Origin of the sequence: Pseudomonas coronafaciens pv. oryzae str. 1_6 (assembly GCF_000156995.2) — a bacterium.
GTDB lineage: Bacteria > Pseudomonadota > Gammaproteobacteria > Pseudomonadales > Pseudomonadaceae > Aquipseudomonas > Aquipseudomonas tremae.
On the sequence record NZ_CP046036.1, the window covers coordinates 1 to 15,001 of the forward strand.

14 protein-coding genes and 3 pseudogenes are annotated in these 15,001 nt (G+C 54.8%); 10 read left to right on the forward strand and 7 right to left on the reverse strand.

Annotation, left to right across the window (positions count from 1 at the left end; all coding sequences use genetic code 11):
- From POR16_RS25820 to POR16_RS25830, 3 genes and pseudogenes are all read left to right on the forward strand, one after another.
- On the forward strand, nt 1-1,314 hold the full coding sequence (locus POR16_RS25820) for a replication initiation protein (protein ID WP_003436848.1): 1,314 nt from the start codon (nt 1-3) through the stop codon (nt 1,312-1,314).
- A 138-nt stretch (nt 1,315-1,452) separates the two neighbouring features.
- The gene (locus tag POR16_RS25825; RefSeq protein WP_003436849.1) at nt 1,453-1,878 is read left to right on the forward strand and encodes a LexA family protein; all 426 of its coding nucleotides are present in this window, start codon (nt 1,453-1,455) and stop codon (nt 1,876-1,878) included.
- A pseudogene (locus tag POR16_RS25830) lies at nt 1,856-2,195 on the forward strand (Y-family DNA polymerase); the annotation flags it as partial. The gene POR16_RS25825 and the pseudogene POR16_RS25830, both read left to right, overlap by 23 nt.
- A 242-nt stretch (nt 2,196-2,437) precedes the next feature.
- Here POR16_RS25830 and POR16_RS25835 read toward each other — a convergent pair.
- Nucleotides 2,438-5,128 (reverse strand): AAA family ATPase, encoded by a 2,691-nt coding sequence (locus POR16_RS25835; RefSeq protein WP_003436852.1) that lies wholly within the window; start codon nt 5,126-5,128, stop codon nt 2,438-2,440.
- Nucleotides 5,129-5,525: 397 nt separating this feature from the next.
- On the opposite strand from POR16_RS25835, the pseudogene POR16_RS25840 reads away from it, so the two are divergent.
- Nucleotides 5,526-6,494 (forward strand): annotated as a pseudogene (locus POR16_RS25840) (Y-family DNA polymerase); the annotation flags it as partial.
- A 459-nt stretch (nt 6,495-6,953) separates the two neighbouring features.
- On the opposite strand, the gene POR16_RS26920 reads toward POR16_RS25840, so the two are convergent.
- The gene (locus tag POR16_RS26920; protein ID WP_003436856.1) at nt 6,954-7,205 is read right to left on the reverse strand and encodes a ribbon-helix-helix protein, CopG family; all 252 of its coding nucleotides are present in this window, start codon (nt 7,203-7,205) and stop codon (nt 6,954-6,956) included.
- A gap of 85 nt (nt 7,206-7,290) precedes the next feature.
- Nucleotides 7,291-7,947, reverse strand: coding sequence for an AAA family ATPase (locus POR16_RS25850; protein ID WP_003436858.1), 657 nt, complete (start codon nt 7,945-7,947; stop codon nt 7,291-7,293).
- A 180-nt stretch (nt 7,948-8,127) separates the two neighbouring features.
- Here POR16_RS25850 and POR16_RS26750 point away from each other — a divergent pair, with 180 nt between their 5' ends.
- Complete coding sequence (locus POR16_RS26750) at nt 8,128-8,547, forward strand: hypothetical protein (protein WP_032610013.1); 420 nt, start codon at nt 8,128-8,130, stop codon at nt 8,545-8,547.
- Nucleotides 8,548-8,783: 236 nt separating this feature from the next.
- Here POR16_RS26750 and POR16_RS25860 read toward each other — a convergent pair whose 3' ends face one another.
- Complete coding sequence (locus tag POR16_RS25860) at nt 8,784-9,332, reverse strand: hypothetical protein (protein ID WP_003436860.1); 549 nt, start codon at nt 9,330-9,332, stop codon at nt 8,784-8,786.
- A gap of 155 nt (nt 9,333-9,487) precedes the next feature.
- Here POR16_RS25860 and POR16_RS25865 point away from each other — a divergent pair, with 155 nt between their 5' ends.
- The 4 genes from POR16_RS25865 to POR16_RS25880 all read left to right on the forward strand — a co-directional run bounded on the left by POR16_RS25865 (nt 9,488) and on the right by POR16_RS25880 (nt 11,931).
- Nucleotides 9,488-10,129, forward strand: coding sequence for an SOS response-associated peptidase (locus POR16_RS25865; protein ID WP_003436862.1), 642 nt, complete (start codon nt 9,488-9,490; stop codon nt 10,127-10,129).
- 935 nt (nt 10,130-11,064) lie between these two features.
- On the forward strand, nt 11,065-11,319 hold the full coding sequence (locus POR16_RS25870; protein WP_003436866.1) for an AbrB/MazE/SpoVT family DNA-binding domain-containing protein: 255 nt from the start codon (nt 11,065-11,067) through the stop codon (nt 11,317-11,319).
- Entirely contained in the window at nt 11,316-11,663 is a 348-nt protein-coding gene (locus POR16_RS25875; protein WP_003436868.1) for a type II toxin-antitoxin system ChpB family toxin, read from the forward strand. The genes POR16_RS25870 and POR16_RS25875 overlap by 4 nt, the downstream gene beginning before the upstream one ends.
- Nucleotides 11,664-11,679: 16 nt before the next feature.
- A complete protein-coding gene (locus POR16_RS25880; RefSeq protein ID WP_003436870.1) occupies nt 11,680-11,931 on the forward strand; it encodes a hypothetical protein in 252 nt (83 codons plus the stop codon).
- Between the two features lie 78 nt (nt 11,932-12,009).
- On the opposite strand, the gene POR16_RS25885 is transcribed toward POR16_RS25880, so the two are convergent.
- Complete coding sequence (locus POR16_RS25885) at nt 12,010-12,489, reverse strand: hypothetical protein (protein WP_050558000.1); 480 nt, start codon at nt 12,487-12,489, stop codon at nt 12,010-12,012.
- Nucleotides 12,490-12,563: 74 nt separating this feature from the next.
- On the opposite strand from POR16_RS25885, the gene POR16_RS25890 reads away from it, so the two are divergent.
- Entirely contained in the window at nt 12,564-12,842 is a 279-nt protein-coding gene (locus POR16_RS25890; RefSeq protein WP_003436873.1) for a hypothetical protein, read from the forward strand.
- Nucleotides 12,843-12,859: 17 nt separating this feature from the next.
- On the opposite strand, the gene POR16_RS27220 is transcribed toward POR16_RS25890, so the two are convergent.
- Nucleotides 12,860-13,735 (reverse strand): methyl-accepting chemotaxis protein, encoded by an 876-nt coding sequence (locus tag POR16_RS27220; protein WP_420066376.1) that lies wholly within the window; start codon nt 13,733-13,735, stop codon nt 12,860-12,862.
- A gap of 45 nt (nt 13,736-13,780) precedes the next feature.
- Nucleotides 13,781-14,896, reverse strand: a pseudogene (locus POR16_RS27225) (methyl-accepting chemotaxis protein); the annotation flags it as partial.
- Nucleotides 14,897-15,001: the final 105 nt, after the last annotated feature.

The following is a 15,001-nucleotide window of genomic DNA, read 5'->3' on the forward strand; positions in this document are numbered from 1 at the left end:
ATGAGCCACGACAACGCGATCACTCTTGCCCTCGCGACCTCACCCACGGCCAACGCCGATCCGCTGGCCACCAGCACCCACATGCCACCGGCCCGTTTCTTCGAAGACGGCACTGCGCTCAACCGGTTGTTGCTGGAAGCGCCGTACCTGGCGCGGTGCAGCGACGACAAAACCGCGACCCGCGTTCGTCCTCGTGAATACGCGCTGCGTTACCCCTACATGCAGGTCAATCGTCCTGGCATGGTGTCCTGGCTGGTGTTCGACCTGGACCACGTCAATGCCCTGGCCTGGGACGATGCCGGGTTGCCCGCGCCGAACCTGATGGTGCGTAACCGAAAAAGCGGCCATTCCCAGTTGTTCTATGCCGTGCCGTCCGTGTGCACCACCGAGAACGCACGGGCCAAGCCGATTCAGTACATGAAAGCGATCTATGCCGCGTTTGCCGCTCGCCTCGACGCGGACGTGGACTACCACGGTGGCCCAGTGGCCAAAACACCCGGTCACCCCTGGTGGGAGACGACCGAATTCCACAGCCACGTCTATGAACTGGGTGAACTGGCGAGCGCGGTAGAACTGACCGTCAAACCCTGGGCCACAGGTCCCAAGCTTGACCAGGTCAGCCATTCGCGGCACTGCATCCTGTTCGAGCAGCTGCGTTATTTTGCGTACAGCATCGTCAATCGCGAGCGCGAGCTGGGGTCGTTTGAGTCTTTCATGCGTTCGCTCGATGCGTATGCGTACAACCACAACAGCTTTCTAAAACAGGGTTTTTCGGAAAACTTGCCGCTGTCGTCGATACGCGCCACGGTCAAATCCGTAGGTCGCTGGACGTGGGATCGGTACACCGGTGATCGTCGTTGCCATCGAGGTGCAATGCAGCTCGATGGCAGCTTGTCGCTCACCGAGCGGCAGAGCCTGGCTGCGAAGCGCACCAATGAGCTGCGGCACAAAGCCACTGAATCGAAGATCCGTGCTGCGTGCAGGCAGCTTCAAGACCAGGGCAAGGCATTGGTACGTTCTGCCATTGCGACAGTCGCCGGCGTTTCGGTGAGAACGGTGGCCAGCTACACGCACATTCTCACTGAAGTCTCTCAACCATCCACTGTGAGCGTTCTCAGGGTCACCCGTCAGCCTGCTATGGCTGCGTCTGGTGCACCTGGCCAAGTCGATTCAACTACCCCCCAACCCGCTCCGGCTCGGGCTGCTAATCGCAGTGCTCCGGGTGTGCAATCCGGTGTACATCAGATATCTGCGGTCCCGCAGGGGCCGCAAGCCGGAGAGCCCTTAAAAAAAGAACATGACGATTGCTCATGATGGGGCGTGGTTGAATGAGTTTGGTGCGATAAGAGAACGGCTTATGTGCTGTTGGTCGGCTTGAGTTGACGGGAATCCGCAGCGCGCCGTTAACTGTACGCCCATACAGTAAACTCTGTTCTCAGTCAGGTTCGCGTCATGAACGTCAAAATACTTGGTCGGTTGTGCGAGTCCGGAAAGGTCATCCCGCTCTACTCCTTTAAAATCCCTGCTGGTTTTCCTAACCCAGCAGCGGATCACATCGAGCAGGACTTTTCATTCGACCGGCTGATGGATTTGCGTGCGCCTCACATCTACGTGGCCAAGATCGATGGCGACAGCATGGAGGGTGCGAAGATTTTTCATGACAGCCTGGTCGTCGTAGATCGTTCGCGAAAGCCGTCCAGTGGCAGCATTGTGATTGCGGCACTGAACAACGAGCCGCTGTGCAAAATCCTTATCCTGCAGGGCGATCATGTGGTGTTGAAGTCAGCCAACCCCGCCTATCCGCCTCGGCATATCCTGGAAGGTGAAGAGCTGTCGATATGGGGCGTTGTGCGACATGGCGTCACAAGCTTTGAGTAACAAGCCAGCGCCGGTATTTGCGCCTGGTCGATTGCAATTCGTTCTACGCCAGCTGTGAGCGCGTTTTCCGACCTGACTTGGCCGAGGTGCCTATTGTGGTGCTCAGCAATAACGATGGCTGCGTTATTGCCCGCAGCTACGATGCAAAACCCTACGTGAAAATGGGCGCGCCTTATTTCCAGATCAAGGATGTTTTGCGTCGACACGGAATCCAGTCGTTCAGCAGTAATTTTGCACTCTACGGCGACATAAGCCAGCGCGTGATGGCCATCATTGAATCCATGGTCCCTGCCGTCGAGGTATACAGCATCGATAAGAATAAGATACGTACTGTGGACACCCAAAGTTAGATAGTGCACCCATGGACATTCTTGTTTCTTTCTGAGGCATTGAATGGCGACGTTAGAACGGATTCTTCTCGTTCCCCACCACCTGGCGCACCAGCTGGACGCCGTCACCTACTCTCGCAGTAACAGCCCCTCGTCCAGCGAGGGCCTGTCAGCTCGAAATATTTGAAAGGAATACGACCATATCCGACCAGCCGGTACAATATGTCGATCTAGCTGCCGAAGAGGTTCTTGCGTTGCATAGTCCGATCCCGACGTGAATTCTCGTAGGCAGTTCGGCGTTTAGCCGCGTTTTTAATCAATTCTAGGACCTGGGCAATATCCCTGAGAAGTTCTTCACGCGCGGGGAGCGGCAGTTGGCGTTCGCCTGGGGTGTCGTGGGCCTCAGTCGCTTCGCAGGCCCGCGCATACACTGCCAGCAACTGCTCCCATTCCTCTGCGGGGTGGCCAATGACAGCACCAAATGCTTCTACGCTCACGACATCGCTGAACGGCTGGACGGTATTGTTCAGAAAAACTTCGCGGATTGCGCGTTCGACAGTGCCTCGGAGGCTTGAATATCCCGATGCAATTTGACGTTCAAGTTCGTCGTCTGGGTCGCTGCCGACTGGAACGTTCAGCGCTTTTGCACGATTTTCAAGATCGCCTAGACGTGCCTTGGTGTCCATCGTTGCCCATGTCAGCCCTTCGCTCACCAGTCCTGGCGACTCGTCCCAACCGATGGTCTTGTAGCTGGCCGAACGATCAGCGCGCTGAAGCGCCATCGCTAGCTCGGTCAGGAAAACCGCATCATGGGTGAACACCAGTACTTGACGGATCTCAGCCAGCGCTACTAAACGCCTAGCTATGGCCCGACGATATACGTGATCCAGCGACGTAGATGGATCGTCGAAAATGACGGTCGAATTATGTGGCAGTGATTCGAGCTCGGCGAGGAACATAGCCATACCTAACGCGCGCTGTTCCCCCTCCGACAGCACCTTGGAGGCTTTCGCAGCAATTTCCTGCAAGCGCAGCGTGACTTTAGTCACTCCCAGCTCTGTGCGCCCGCTTAGGTCGGGTTGCACGCGTCGCTTATAGCCCAAGGCTTTCAACTCAGCATTCATGGAGGCGGCCAGAGACTCAGTAACATACGTCGCCGCCAGGGACGTCAGTTTGCGTGACACGGCCGCTGGGTTAAGAGCGGCATGGCAACGGCTCAACGTGGTATTGGTCTGACTGTCCTGAACGAAGCGCTCCACCGCGCCAAGCTGGTTGGCGAGGCGTTGTCGGGCTTCTAGCTCTGCCAGTTCTTGGATCAGCGCCAAGCGTACGGCGGGATCGACAGAGGTACGCAGGGTATTGGCGTCAACTCGGAGTGAAGCAGCTTTGGCAGAGAAGAGGTTATCGAGGTTTGCTTCGATAGGAAGCGACTCGGACTCTAGGGACCAGTGGCCATTTTGCAGGGTTTGGCTGACCCAAGTATGCCGAGCGGCCCAGATCAATGCCGCTGCGGTGATGGCAGCATGTAGGTCGGGCAGTCGCTCCTCCACGTCAGCTCGTGTTGGCACATCCAGAATGTTTAGATCGACAGCCTGCACCTTCTTTAAAGCGTTTGTGCGCGCAAGCTTGGCGGCTTCAGCATCCGCCGTGGCATTGTCGGCGACAAATGCCGCGAAACGCCGCATGCGATCCGAGGCATCCGTTGAATAAGATTGTTGGCAGAGTACACAGTAAGCGTCGGGTTCCAAGTGCGGGAAGGGATGTTCAGGGTATGCCGTCTGCTGAGAGAAAGCTTCAGCGGCTCGGTACATTGTTTGCCAGAGTTCATCCCCTGTACCTTCCAGCAGTGTAGCGGTGGGTGAGGACGTTACCTGCGGCTCCATGGCGTTCAGTACGTCTTGACCTTGAAGACGCGCTTGCGCCAGTTGCATGGCGAGATGCGCAGTTTTTTGCTTTGTAATCAGTTCCTTTGCCCGTGCTACGGCACGATCACTCACCCAACGCTGGGTTTCCTCGGCTCTGCGCTGAGCCTGTTCTAAGCGTGTCGCCAAACGTTCCAATGCCAGCGCCTGCGGCACAGGATCGGTTTCCAGCAATGTCCGCTTCAGGAACTCCAGGCGCCGGAGTTCATCGTCACTGACCGCCCCTAATCGAGCAAGCACGGCGCGGTCCGAGTCCCCCCCTAATTTGGCAATGTAGCGACCGACTTCGGTGTCACCCTTAAGCGGTTCGAATTGTCGGGGGTCCAGGATCAAGGCATTGCGTTCGGTCCCAATCCGTACCTGCAAATCACGCTGAAGTAGGACTAGACGCGTTAGGTGAGTGAGTCCATAGGGCTGAAATGCAGGGGTTCCTTCCGCATCAATGTAGTCATTGGCACAAGCCGCGTCGTAGACTGAGACCGAGCTCAAATGCAAATGGGCTGGCCCGTTCTGGACCCAACGTGCGGTTTCCGGAGTGCCATCCACCAAAATGGCAAAATCTGCTGATGGCGGTCTAGCTGGGGTTGCCGCCTCAAAGGCGTGGGGTAGAACATCCACCCGATGCCGAGCTTTGCAGGCGTTCTTGAAGACGCGGGCGTACCCGGATTTGCCGGCGCCGTTATGACCAAAGAAAATGGTCATGCCCTCCGGTGCGAGGTCAAAGGCACGACCGGATGGGAAGCCGTTCACCTGGTCTAGCCCCGAAACACCTACTAGCCGCACGGTTGAGCCACTTCCGGCGCCTGGTACGTCGTCTAACGTGAATGGCTGGGTTTGCCCAGTAGTTGCTTCTTCCCGCTCTTGCTCGCGAACCATTCGCAGAATGGTCTCGATGTCATCTTGAGTTAGTTCGGCCTGGGCAAATATCCGGCGCAGTGCTTCCTGCTGCCAGGGTCGAAGTCCGCCTGCCCACCCGATAATCGCGTCCAACAATGGCATATCCGTCTCCTTTTCAGATCCGTCGATTAAAGGCCGGGCTAAGTTGGATCGCAAGTGGCCATTGCCTGCGAGATGCTTTGTCGCGTTCCGTTTGCCCGCCTACTGACCGCCGCCCTAGTAGCTTGTCAGGCGTGATGCTGCATGGACAGAGGTTCTGGATGCTGAGCAGTACCAAGCTAGCTAAGTCCGCTACCGGAAAAGTGCTGTTTAGCGGTGAGATGGTGAAACTGCAGAAGCTACTACCGATGCAAGCGATGTGGTGAGCAGTCTTCCGGTATGGACTTCAAGCCTCAATTTCCTAGAAAAGAGCTTTTTTCTATGGACATTCGACATCGGAGAGTGAGTAGCGGAATTTCTGGGCTGAAGCCATGTCCATGGCTGTTCTTCTTTCCTTTACATCGACGAAGCATTTTTAGACCTTACCGGTGTGCCAGGCAACATGACCGAGTTGGGAAGATCGATTCGATCCAAAGTCTACCGCTGCACCGGCATTCCCGTGGGTGTGGGCATTGCACCGACCAAGACCCTGGCCAAGCTGGCCAATCACACTGCGAAGCGTCTCCAGGTGCACACAGGCGGGGTCGTGGACATCTGCGACCCAATGAAACGTGATTGGGTACTGCGCAATACCTCTGTCGGTGAGGTGTGGGGCATCGGTCGAAAGATGAAAGCGCACCTGGAGGGCATGCAGATCCTGTCGGCCAAGGACCTGGCCATGGCCGATCCTTGGATGCTGCGCAAAACATTCAGTGTTGTGATCGAGAAAACGTCACGCGAGCTGGCTGGTACTGCGTGCCTGGAGCTTGACGAAGTCGAACCGCCCCGGCAGGAGATTTGCTGCAGCAGAATGTTCGGCAAGCGACCGACTGAGCTGGGTCCGATCAAAGAGGCGGTGGCCACCTACATGATGCGTGCTTCGGAGAAGCTGCGTGCCCAAGGATCTGTGTGCAAAAAGATCAGGGTCAGCATCCGCACCGGCATGTTCAATCCTGACGAGGCCAAGTATTTGAATGGCGCACTTGTCCAGCTGCCCTACCCTACCAATGATGTCCGACTGTTGACCAAATACGCGACGGATGCTGTCACGCGTATCTACCGGCCCGGGTTCAGGTACAGCAAAGCAGAAGTGCTGCTGATGGACATATGCCAGCCAGGCGAGTTTACCGATGACCTGTTCTCTGCCGTGCAGCCATTGAGCTCCAATCGTCTCATGGCTGCGTTGGACCTGATCAATCACAAGTGGGGCCGTGGCACGCTGCGTACAGGATCAGTACCAGTAACGCCTGATTGGGGTATGAGGCGCGATCAGATGAGCCAGAGTTTTACGACGCGGCTTGACCAGTTGTGGGTTGTAAAAGCGAAATAAAGAACGCTTCCGGCGCAACTAAAAGGATACCAATTAGATATCCTTTTAGTATCTAATTAGGTCCTTTAGAGTATTGTATGAATATTTTTATAGCCGAATCGGGCCAGCAGAACTCTGACGCAAAATATGGTTATCATCTTCCGGTCGCTCTGTCGGCGGCAGCTGCCTGGTTCTTACACTGGGGCGCCTAGCCCGCTTCTAGCGTACTACCCGTGTCGCACAGTTCTTCACTGTCACTACAGTGCAGAAGCAGGCACGCTGGGGTAGAAATTACATGGCTACGGGCTGGGATATCCTTAAGGTATCTAATAAATATCTAACTAGTACTATATTGGTATCTATTAGGTGTCTTAAGGGGCCTTCATTGGAATTCTTGAGGTCGAGAATTTGATAATTCAAGGACATCGCATTGGATCAACTCAATGCCCTCGCAGGTGAAAGCGTTTGCAGGGGAGATATCTATACCCCTGCGTCCAGCAAGCGACGCACAGCGATTTTGATCAGCGCTGGCCTGGATAACCCAAGCTTGTTACGAGCAGCATCAAACTCCGCGAGCAGATCTGGCTCGAACCCAACGGAGAACATCTCTCGATTGCCACGCATGTTTTTCTTCGCTTTGCTGTCTGGAGCTGTTGCTGCAACCTTTGCGGCAGCCGTCGTCGCTGCAGGATCAGCACTTGCTGGTTTGGGGGCTCGTTGTATGACTGCCATGTGATCACCATCTAAAAAGGTACTTTTGGGATATCCTTAGGATATCATAGATGTATCCATGGGACACTATTTGAGTGCCCTTTTATCAGTCGAACAGGGCTTTGATTAATCCATCAATCTCTTTGCACGCTTTAATGTCCTTCGGCTTCATTTCCGAGACGGCCATGCCGAGAGTTGAGGCCGCAGCGATAGATTTTCGACGTGTGATCGTAAGGTCAATCAACTGCAGTTCGGGAAAAGCCGCAATCGACTTACGCGTACTGATGTTGTCACTGGAGTACTTCTTGGGTTCGGCCATGTTGAGGAAGGCATAAATCGGCAGCGGATTGTCTGCGCGAGAGGCTTGAATTTCACGAATCAATGGCACCAACTCGTCCTCCAAGGCGTCGAGCTCAAAGTTACCAGGTGCGATTGGTACAAGCATTACATCTGCAATCATCATGGCGTGACGAAATGCAGAGCTATCCCGACCACCAGCATCGATGATGATATCGTCGTACTTTTCGAGCTGCCTGAGGACTTGAGTCCGCAGTTGCTCTCCTTCGGGGTACGCGACTAATGTGAGGCTGGGCGTTAGTCCGGCTGCATCCCTACGATCAATTGCTTTAGACGACGAGGACTGGCGGTCGCTGTTTACGACGAGCACATCCCTGCCTTGCAGCGCGCGCCCCATTCCTATTTGAACAGTGAGCGTCGACTTGCCTACACCACCTTTACTATTTCCAACCACGAAAATTGCCATGCGGGTTTCCTGACGTTTTTTAGATACCGAAAGGATATCCTTTCGGTATCCGATGTCAATCCCTTTGATGTTGTAAAGGCATCCTTATGGTATTTCATCATCCCAACTGTGTGGCGGGTGGCTGATTTATTGGGTTGCAATTATGATCTGGAAAACGAGCTAGCTATGGAGGTGCTTCGTATGGATGACCGTATAAACCACTTTGCAGAAATGGTCGCTTTGGCCGCGGGGATAGCGCTGGTCGGTTATGCACTTGCGAAGGCGTTCTCTGACCAGGTCGGGCTGGATGTTTCCGCGGGAGGACGTCTGCTGTTCAGCATCGTGCTTTGTGTGGGCCTCATAGGCTACGCAGCGTGGAATGAGTTGACGGATGGATTCCTTGGCATGAGAGCCCTATTGCCCCTTGCGCTATCGACTGTTTGGAGTGGTATGTGGCCGGCAATGCAGTATTGGGGAACGAAGTCACTGTACTTCCCGGGCTTGCCGATCGAGCAGCAAGACGTGGAATGGTGGGCGAACGGGTACACCCAGTGGGGCGGTTTCGCCGTTCTGCTGATAGGTGGGTATGCAATCGCCTACTACACTTGGCGGGCGCGCTGAAACTGGGCAGACAGCAAGGTCCATTGATCAAAAATGATCAGCAGACCTTGAACCTAATCAACAAATAGTTGAATATAGCCCTGCAAATGCGGAACGACTGACCGGATGAGATAGAACGTTCCCTAGCCCGCAAGGGTGTTCGCGCAAGGCGAACCGAGGCGAAAGCCGAGTGGTGTCCGGACCTGCTACACCGAATACGAAGAGGGTGCCTATGGCACCCTTTTTCGTTTCTGGCGTTAGCGTTTTGTAGACGTTGGCTCCCGCAAATAGATTTTGCCGCATAGCAGCGGAAAGGCCATCGAGCCTTTGAGCCTCGGCCCGCCACCATCGGCCTCGTGATACGCGCTTTCCACCACCAAATTCAGATCCTGCCATTGCCGACGCTCACCCGTAGCGCGACGCACTTCGAAAAACACGTGGTATGGGCCTTTCGGGTCATCAATGGTGATCGAATAACACCAGTTGCGCTCTGTCGCTGTCTCCCACACCTTGGCTTTCGGATGGTTGAGGCTCTGGATGAGTGCGGGCAGCTGGTGGGACAGTCGATATCGGATTGGACAGAAGGTGCGTGGCCTGGCCGAAGCGGCATCAATGACGGGTTGCCCTGCGGGATGGTTCTCCTGCAGGTAGCTGATGCTGAAACAATGCGTGGAGAACGTCACATGCACACGCAGCTCGCGCTTGGCTTTTTCACTGTGGATGACAAATGTGAAGGGCTCAAGATGTGCCAGGTCAATGCTCTGGCCGTCTATGAGCAGTTCGGGGAAATAAGGCTGGTCGACCACGCAGGACTCCTTGTTGAACGCGGAGTGTAAGGGGTTTGCAGCACAATTAAACCTGCCCCGGCGAAGCGTGGGGTGCACAGCCAATCAAAACCAATGGAACGGCGGGGCAGGTGGGCATCTCACATGCAGACATCCACACCTGCCTGCGAGGCTCTATGTGCAGCCATTATGAAGCACCGTCACCCCACCAGGTCGCTGAAGCGTTTGGGGTCGCACTGTTCGACCAGGGCAGGCTCGATCTGTGGCCTGGCTACATCGACCCATTCCTGCGCCGCCCAGACGGCAGGGCAGATGACAACGATTCTCCCGCAACCATGGAAGTGCTGACCGGCTCCTTTGGGTTGATCCCGTCCTGGAGTAAGGACAGCAAGTTTGCCAAACGCACGTACAATGCTCGATCAGAGACCGTGGCCGAGAAACCGTCGTTCCGACATGCATGGCGCCAGGCGCAACACTGCATTATCCCTGCGGTGGCCATCTACGAGCCGGACTGGCGATCAGGCAAGGCAATTGCCACGCGTATAGCCCGTGCAGACGGCGAGCTGCTTGGCATTGCGGGCCTTTGGGAGCGGTGGCGCGATCCGTCCACCGACCAGATCCTGCACAGCTACACCATGCTGACCGTGAATGCAGATGATCACGACTTCATGAAGGCGTACCACAAGCCCCAGGATGAAAAGCGCATGGTAGTGATTTTGCCCAAGGGCTCGTATGCGGACTGGTTGACGGCGGGTCCGGAGCAGAGCGCAGCGTTCATGAACCAGTACCCGGCAGATCGGTTGACCGTGTCCATGTGATGGGCTTTACCTGGAGCAGGGCAGGGTGAGGCGTTGTGCTGGCTGTGTCCGGCACCCTGCTGCAGGTGCTTTAGCATTTTCCTATAACACCGCATAAACACTGGTGGTAGGCTTTCCCGGAGGCCCACTGCTGACACTCTTTGGAACGACAGCGAATTTCCGCCAATCCTGATAGAGAGTCCCATGACAGCCAAGATCCGTCGTGCAACATCCCTTCGACCTGGACAATTCAAACACCTCATAAGAGTCGCTTAGGTGACAGGTCGCATGCCAGAGCGGGACGTGCTGCTGCTTTGACTCACTCTCACACAACCGGCCTGCGCGTCACAGAGCTGGCCCAGCTTGAAACATCGAGCGTGCTACACCCATCTGGAGCCGTGCGCTCTGAAGTGCACCTATCTTCTACGATCACAAAAGGGTCGCGTGCCAAGAACGTCTACCTCACGCATACCAAGTGCATCGATGCCCTAGAGCGTTGGATGGATGTGCGATTGCAGCGTGGCTGGGGGGGGCTGGATCTGACGATTTTCTCGGCCTACGCCCAAACTCAAAACTCATTCTCAGCCATAAGGGTGAAGCGTTCGAGCTTGCGTTCAAGCATCGCATGCTCGACAGCGGTCCGGAGGTATACCGGTGCTGTGACACCCTGCAACAGACTTTCAGTCGCCTTTATCGTCAAGCGGGAATCAAGGGAGGATCGTCACACAGCGGTCGCCGCACGTTAGCAGCGAAGTACTCGCCGCAACCGGCGATGTGGAGATAGTCCAGATGCTCCTCGGCCATGCTTGTCTCAGTCACACGAAGCCGTATCTCACGGTAGATCAAGGCACTTTACGACGCGCCTTTGAGCTGGCATTGTAGACACATTGTATAAACATATTGCTTGCTTTTTTTGAGAGTGTATCTACGGTAGATCTACATTAAGGGTGCTTATGATGGAAGTAAAAATTCAAAAGTGGGGCAACAGCGCTGCGATTCGCTTGCCATCTGACGTGCTCAAGCAAATGAGTTTGGCTGTTGGGTATGTGCTGAGCCTCGATTTCACGCCTGAATTAATGACGCTGAAACCTGCGAAGGCCAAACCACATTACAAGCTGGCCGACCTAATGTCTCAGTGCGACCTGAACGCGCAGGAACCAGCAGAGCTTGCCGCCTGGAACGCTATGCAGCCGGTGGGGCGTGAGGTGTGAAGAGAGCGAAGTACGCTCGGGCCGATATTGTCCGTTTGAATCTGAACCCAACGTCCGGCCGTGAGCAGCAGGGCGATTTTCGTCCGGCACTGGTTCTCACGCCAGCGGCGTACAACGCCTCGGGGCTCGCAGTGATTGCACCGATCACACAAGGCGGCGACTTTGCCCGATATGCGGGTTTTGCGGTGCCGTTGAGCGGTTCAGGCACCGAGACTCAGGGTGTTGTTCTGTCTAACCAGATCCGCACTGTTGACCTTGAGGCCCGAGGCGCCAAGCGTATAGAGTCTGTTCCCGAGGTGGTGATTGACGATGTGCTGGCCCGCGTCCAAGCACTCTTTGAATAGCAGGAAAAAATTGCCCATGAAACAGGTGATCGAGGCGCTACGTGCAACCGCCACAAAGTGGCGGGCAAGCAACCAGGAACACCCCGCTGGTGTTGTGCTGGTGTGGGAAGGCGAAGTGTATGGCTGGAAAAACGAACTGCGTGATCCAGAAAGTGAACGACCAGGCGCATACGCCGTGGACATGGCTGGGCTGGTCTACATGGCACAAGGCGGTGATGACTACAACGGCGCGAAAGCGTGGGTCGCGGTTGATCCTGACGGACAGTAGGAAAGCGCCCAGTTGCGCCCTAACCCAACCTTGGGGACCTAAGTGGTCATTTTCAAAGCCAGTCCCCAAGAGCTGCTATTAGGAAAAAGACGATGTTTTCCCTGGAAAAAAGCCACCGGTCTTCAAAATGGGTTCAAGGAATTTCTGGTACTCAGACCAGGAGCTAAAAACCTTGATATCTGCTCTAGGGTTTTCAATATCACCACTCAGTCTGATGAGAAAAACACCACCACCTGCTTCGATGATGCGCTTAGCTTTTTCACCAGTAGATCCATAGGATAACAGGTAGCCAAGCGAAGCAAGTCCCAGCACAGAACCTTTCTGAGCAGCAGATGCTTTCAGCAGCGGATCTGCTGGAACGTCAGAAATCATCAGCATCATAGCGCCTAAATGATGCGCCTCATCATCAAAGCCATCGGCGAGCTCTTTGCCCATTCTTAATGCGTCGGCAGCACGAGATTTAGGTATCTCGTTTTCATGCGCGAATGATTCATAGGAAGTCAGCAGAACTGTACCAACGGGAGCAGGATTTTTTGGATAATGTCGATCGGTTTGCATACCTGCCTCTAAAAATTGACGGTCAGTGACGAACAAAGTTTATCGGAAATGAATTGATCCTAGGAAAAAAACGCATGGATGAACTATTGAACAGCTCTGACGGTCTGCATACCGAGATTCTAGTGGTGCTGCAGGATGCAAGAGCGTTCCCAGTTATACGCCATGAGGTCGCCCTGGTTGCGTGTGGCATGGCACTTGAGCACGCTCTAAGCCTGCGGCTGCTCGTTAGGGCGCATTATCTCCAAAAAAATCAAAATGGTAACGTGCTGACCCAAAACGCCGATCAGGTACTGGTGGGCATCATTACCCAGTCAGACCTGATCAAGACACGTTATCCCGCTTTCAACAATTGAGCTGTTTGCTATTCCTTTCACGCATTGCCGGATAACTTGAACTTACCGACCACGCTGCGAAGTTCGTTAGCCAGCAATGAAAGCTCGTCAGCCGTCACGGCGTTGTCCTCTACGCCTTCCATGACGATCAAACTGCTATTTCGAATGCCGATGACGTTACGGTTGATATCCTCTGAAACCGAGTGCTGTTGCACTGCAGCACTGGCGATCTGAGTGTTCATCCCCACGATGCCGTCCACTGCTTCATTGATCTGATTCAGGCTTCCAGACGCTTGGCTCGCCGCCTCGATGCACTCCCGTGCTCGCGTTTGTCCGGCCTTCATCTGCTGCACAGCGGCATCAGTAGCGCCTTGCAACTGTTGAATGATCCGTCGAATTTCCTCTGTGGAATTTTGTGTGCGCGAGGCAAGAGTTCGCACTTCGTCAGCCACAACGGCAAAACCACGGCCTTGCTCGCCAGCTCGCGCAGCCTCAATGGCCGCGTTAAGGGCCAGAAGGTTAGTCTGGTCCGCGATGGTGCTGATGACTTCGATCACACCACCGATTTCTTTGCTGTGTGTCGCCAGCGCTTCGACTTTGCGTGCGCTGAGCTCTACTTCGTTGGCCAGAGCCTCAATAGCAGCACTTGTTTCAATCATAACTTTCAGGCCGTCGTTAGACGCATTGCTTGCAGATTCAGCGGCACGTGCTGCGCCCTCGGTGTTCTGGGCCACGTCGGAAACGCTCGCGGTCATTTCGTTGATAGCAGTGGCAACCTGCTCAGTTTCAGCCTGTTGTGAGCTCATTGAGGCTTTAGCTTGGCCGATAGAAATCTCTAGCCGCTTCGCCGCATCGGAGACTGAGTGCGAGCTGCGCTCCACCTGGCTCAGTGAGCCCGAGAAGGCCGTTACCATGCGGTTAAGTCCCTCGCCTACATCACCGATTTCATCGTGGCTGTTAATTCGAACTCGCGCGCTCAGATCGCCTTGGGCAATACGTGCGGTCACAGCTAGAAGCTCATCAACGCCTAAGCGCAGGGCCTTGTAGATGCCGACGAACGCGTAGAGCAGCAGTATCGCGATGACGGTAAACAGCTCAATGCCGAAGGTACGCTCATTACGCAGCGTATTCAGACGCTCATCAATTCGAATACGTAGCGATTCCTGCATCTGATCCTGAGCTTTGTAGAACTGAGCAACGACGGCATTTCCGCGCTCGCCCAAGGTGTTGGCATTTACGCTAGAGCGCTTGCTTGGGTCAAGGTAGTCAGCTAGGTCTTTACGTAGGCTTTCCAGGTCGGTAATGGCGGTTGTTACAGACGGCTCAACCACGCCAAAGAGTTCCGGCTTTTCGCGGCGAAGCAGGAAAAGGCTCTGCTGCAACTCTTGACGTATTAGAAGCTCCTGTTTCAACAACGTCTGCGCAAAAATTCGAGTTGTCTCGTCCAGAGGACGGTCAGCGCTAAAGCCGCTGGCCAGACCGCGAAGCTGTCCGACCAGATTTATTTGCCGAGGGAGACGTATAGAGCTTAGATCGATGAGGTACAACGAACCGGCTTCTTCGTCCAAAATCATGCCGGAAGTGGCCGTAATGTAGTAAACGAAATTCATTAAGTCGGTTAGCTGGTCGTTCCACGCAGCAAAGATCACCAAAGGTGTTTCGCCTGCTTTCCCGCGTTCAATCAGTTGCAAGCTAGCTGTACGCAGCTTCTGAACGCGATCTGCTGTTTCCAGTTGAGTGCTGAATTTTGCGTCCTGCGCCGCCAGAGCTGCATATGCATCGTTCAGCTTTTCGGCGTTTCGCGCTGCATTGGCGACGGCGTTGGTATCACCACTGAGCATGCCGTGGGTCAGCGCCCGTTGAATCATGGTTAGACGCAGGATAGGGGTGACAGCCAACAAGTATTGTTGACCTACCTGTTCATGCTTGATGCCTGTAATGCTCGTGTTGAGTGAAAGCATCACCCGCGTGCCTAGCAGCAGCAGAGGAATAAGGACAATCACTCCTAGGATGACGAACTTAATGGGGAATCGAACACGGTTAGTGACGTACAGGGCAGGGGCAAATAAATTCATTGGGGTCTCGATCACTCAAGCATCAGTGCATGCCTTCCTAGGCTTGTCTAAGAGGCTCCATCGCACATTTATGACGGTTTCCGTCGTTATAAAGAGCGTATCGGC

What these genes read in the sequence shown, in the direction of transcription:
- POR16_RS25865 (WP_003436862.1), top strand. Translation starts at nt 9,488, where the DNA reads ATGTGCAGCCATTATGAAGCACCGTCACCCCACCAGGTCGCTGAAGCG.
- POR16_RS25885 (WP_050558000.1), bottom strand. Translation starts at nt 12,489, where the DNA reads ATGCAAACCGATCGACATTATCCAAAAAATCCTGCTCCCGTTGGTACA.
- POR16_RS25850 (WP_003436858.1), bottom strand. Translation starts at nt 7,947, where the DNA reads ATGGCAATTTTCGTGGTTGGAAATAGTAAAGGTGGTGTAGGCAAGTCG.
- POR16_RS25820 (WP_003436848.1), top strand. Translation starts at nt 1, where the DNA reads ATGAGCCACGACAACGCGATCACTCTTGCCCTCGCGACCTCACCCACG.
- POR16_RS25825 (WP_003436849.1), top strand. Translation starts at nt 1,453, where the DNA reads ATGAACGTCAAAATACTTGGTCGGTTGTGCGAGTCCGGAAAGGTCATC.
- POR16_RS26750 (WP_032610013.1), top strand. Translation starts at nt 8,128, where the DNA reads ATGGATGACCGTATAAACCACTTTGCAGAAATGGTCGCTTTGGCCGCG.
- POR16_RS25890 (WP_003436873.1), top strand. Translation starts at nt 12,564, where the DNA reads ATGGATGAACTATTGAACAGCTCTGACGGTCTGCATACCGAGATTCTA.
- POR16_RS25870 (WP_003436866.1), top strand. Translation starts at nt 11,065, where the DNA reads ATGGAAGTAAAAATTCAAAAGTGGGGCAACAGCGCTGCGATTCGCTTG.
- POR16_RS27220 (WP_420066376.1), bottom strand. Translation starts at nt 13,735, where the DNA reads ATGGTAACGGCCTTCTCGGGCTCACTGAGCCAGGTGGAGCGCAGCTCG.
- POR16_RS26920 (WP_003436856.1), bottom strand. Translation starts at nt 7,205, where the DNA reads ATGGCAGTCATACAACGAGCCCCCAAACCAGCAAGTGCTGATCCTGCA.
- POR16_RS25835 (WP_003436852.1), bottom strand. Translation starts at nt 5,128, where the DNA reads ATGCCATTGTTGGACGCGATTATCGGGTGGGCAGGCGGACTTCGACCC.
- POR16_RS25880 (WP_003436870.1), top strand. Translation starts at nt 11,680, where the DNA reads ATGAAACAGGTGATCGAGGCGCTACGTGCAACCGCCACAAAGTGGCGG.